We start from the raw sequence: 3,480 nt of genomic DNA, 5'->3' as shown, positions 1-3,480 counted from the left end.
TTTGGGGTGGTTGGTTGTGTGTTGTTTTTCAACGGAGAGTTTGATCCTGGCTCAGGACGAACGCTGGCGGCGTGCTTAACACATGCAAGTCGAGCGGTAAGGCCCTTTCGGGGGTACACGAGCGGCGAACGGGTGAGTAACACGTGAGCAATCTGCCCTTCACTCTGGGATAAGCCTCGGAAACGGGGTCTAATACCGGATATGACCGCGCCATGCATGTGGTGTGGTGGAAAGTTCTGGCGGTGGAGGATGAGCTCGCGGCCTATCAGCTTGTTGGTGGGGTAATGGCCTACCAAGGCTTCGACGGGTAGCCGGCCTGAGAGGGTGACCGGCCACACTGGGACTGAGACACGGCCCAGACTCCTACGGGAGGCAGCAGTGGGGAATATTGGACAATGGGCGAAAGCCTGATCCAGCAACGCCGCGTGAGGGATGACGGCCTTCGGGTTGTAAACCTCTTTCAGCGCCGACGAAGCGAAAGTGACGGTAGGCGCAGAAGAAGCACCGGCCAACTACGTGCCAGCAGCCGCGGTAATACGTAGGGTGCGAGCGTTGTCCGGAATTATTGGGCGTAAAGGGCTCGTAGGCGGTTTGTCGCGTCGGGAGTGAAAACCCAGGGCTTAACCCTGGGCCTGCTTCCGATACGGGCAGACTAGAGGTATGCAGGGGAGAACGGAATTCCTGGTGTAGCGGTGAAATGCGCAGATATCAGGAGGAACACCGGTGGCGAAGGCGGTTCTCTGGGCATTACCTGACGCTGAGGAGCGAAAGTGTGGGGAGCGAACAGGATTAGATACCCTGGTAGTCCACACCGTAAACGTTGGGCGCTAGGTGTGGGGTCTATTCCATGGATTCCGTGCCGCAGCTAACGCATTAAGCGCCCCGCCTGGGGAGTACGGCCGCAAGGCTAAAACTCAAAGGAATTGACGGGGGCCCGCACAAGCGGCGGAGCATGCGGATTAATTCGATGCAACGCGAAGAACCTTACCTGGGTTTGACATATGCCGGAAAGCGCCAGAGATGGTGCCCCTTTTTGTCGGTATACAGGTGGTGCATGGCTGTCGTCAGCTCGTGTCGTGAGATGTTGGGTTAAGTCCCGCAACGAGCGCAACCCTCGTCTTATGTTGCCAGCACGTAATGGTGGGGACTCATAAGAGACTGCCGGGGTCAACTCGGAGGAAGGTGGGGATGACGTCAAGTCATCATGCCCCTTATGTCCAGGGCTTCACGCATGCTACAATGGCCGGTACAAAGGGCTGCGATGCTGTAAGGCGGAGCGAATCCCAAAAAGCCGGTCTCAGTTCGGATTGGGGTCTGCAACTCGACCCCATGAAGTCGGAGTCGCTAGTAATCGCAGATCAGCAACGCTGCGGTGAATACGTTCCCGGGCCTTGTACACACCGCCCGTCACGTCACGAAAGTCGGCAACACCCGAAGCCGGTGGCCTAACCCCTTGTGGGAGGGAGCTGTCGAAGGTGGGGCTGGCGATTGGGACGAAGTCGTAACAAGGTAGCCGTACCGGAAGGTGCGGCTGGATCACCTCCTTTCTAAGGAGTCAGTGGCCATGAGTCATCCGCCAACAGTGGTGGGTGCGATGGTGCTACTCACTAGTGGAATCGTCGATGAAGGCTTGTCTCCGTGTCGGGGGCTCTCCTCTTAGTACTGCCTGCCTTTTGGGGTGGGTGTGGAAGGGGTGAGGGTTTCCTGTGGTGGGGGTGGGTTGTTTGGCACACTGTTGGGTCCTGAGGGATCACATGGCATGCACGTGAGTGTGTGTGGGTGGTTTTTCTCCGGGCCTTACATCTGGTCGCTCTTGTAGTGGTTGGGTGGGGGTTGCGGGTTGTTGTTTGAGAACTGCACAGTGGACGCGAGCATCTTTGTAGTAATGACAAGCTACTAAGGGCACATGGTGGATGCCTTGGCACCAAGAGCCGATGAAGGACGTTGGAGCCTGCGATAAGCCCTGGGGAGTTGGCAACCGAGCGTTGATCCGGGGGTGTCCGAATGGGGAAACCCAGCTGGAGTCATGTCCAGTTACCGCTGTCTGAATATATAGGGCAGTTGGAGGGAACGTGGGGAAGTGAAACATCTCAGTACCCACAGGAAGAGAAAACAACAGTGATTCCGAGAGTAGTGGCGAGCGAAATCGGAAGAGGCTAAACCAGTTCCGTGTGATAGCCGGCAGGCGTTGCGGGGCTGGGGTTGTGGGGCCGCTTGATCACATCTGCCGATGTGGTGCAGAGTAAGAAACCCGTGTTGAAGTTGAATTCCATTGGAAAGTGGAGCCGTAGAGGGTGATAGCCCCGTAGGTGTAAGGCACGGGCTCTGGAGCGTTACCCCAAGTAACACGGAACCCCTGAAATTCCGTGTGAATCTGGCGGGACCACCCGTTAAGCCTAAATACTCCTTGGTGACCGATAGCGGACAAGTACCGTGAGGGAAAGGTGAAAAGTACCCCTGGCGGGGAGTGAAATAGTACCTGAAACCATGTGCCTACAATCCGTCGGAGCTGGACTTTAAGTCTGGTGACGGCGTGCCTTTTGAAGAATGAGCCTGCGAGTTTGCGTTGTGTTGCGAGGTTAACCCGTGTGGGGTAGCCGTAGCGAAAGCGAGTCCTAATAGGGCGTTTGAGTAGCGCGATCAAGACCCGAAGCGAAGTGATCTATCCATGGGCAGGTTGAAGCGCGGGTAAGACCGCGTGGAGGACCGAACCCACTTAGGTTGAAAACTGAGGGGATGACCTGTGGATAGGGGTGAAAGGCCAATCAAACTTCGTGATAGCTGGTTCTCCCCGAAATGCATTTAGGTGCAGCGTTGCGTGTTTCTTGCCGGAGGTAGAGCACTGGATAGCTAATGGGCCCTACCAGGTTACTGACGTTAGCCAAACTCCGAATGCCGGTAAGTGAGAGCGCAGCAGTGAGACTGCGGGGGATAAGCTCCGTAGTCGAGAGGGAAACAGCCCAGACCATCAGCTAAGGCCCCTAAGCGATAACTAAGTGGAAAAGGATGTGGAGTCGCAGTGACAACCAGGAGGTTGGCTTGGAAGCAGCCACCCTTGAAAGAGTGCGTAATAGCTCACTGGTCAAGTGATTCCGCGCCGACAATGTAGCGGGGCTCAAGTTATCCGCCGAAGCTATGGCATTCATACAATAGCTAAGCCTTTGTGGTTCAGGTGTGTGGATGGGTAGGGGAGCGTCGTGTGGCGAGTGAAGCGCCGGAGTGATCCAGGTGTGGACGCTACACGAGTGAGAATGCAGGCATGAGTAGCGAATCAAGTGTGAGAAACACTTGCGCCGAATGATCAAGGGTTCCAGGGTCAAGCTAATCTGCCCTGGGTAAGTCGGGACCTAAGGCGAGGCCGACAGGCGTAGTCGATGGACAACGGGTTGATATTCCCGTACCGGCAAAATAGCGCCCATGACGAGGCCGGTGATGCTAAGTGCCCGAACAGTGAGTGATCCCTTCGGGGACGCGAGCCTA

At 56.3% G+C, this 3,480-nt stretch carries 2 rRNA genes; both read left to right on the top strand.

The annotated features are described in order from the left end of the window. Window positions 1-28: 28 nt before the first annotated feature. Window positions 29-1,547: ribosomal RNA gene (locus AC6EH9_RS19975) — 16S ribosomal RNA — on the top strand. 339 nt (window positions 1,548-1,886) lie between these two features. Then, a 23S ribosomal RNA gene (locus tag AC6EH9_RS19970) occupies window positions 1,887-3,480 on the top strand; the annotation flags it as partial.

The organism is Nocardioides sp. Z21_20, assembly GCF_059766585.1.
This window is presented reverse-complemented; position numbering and strand designations above follow the sequence as displayed.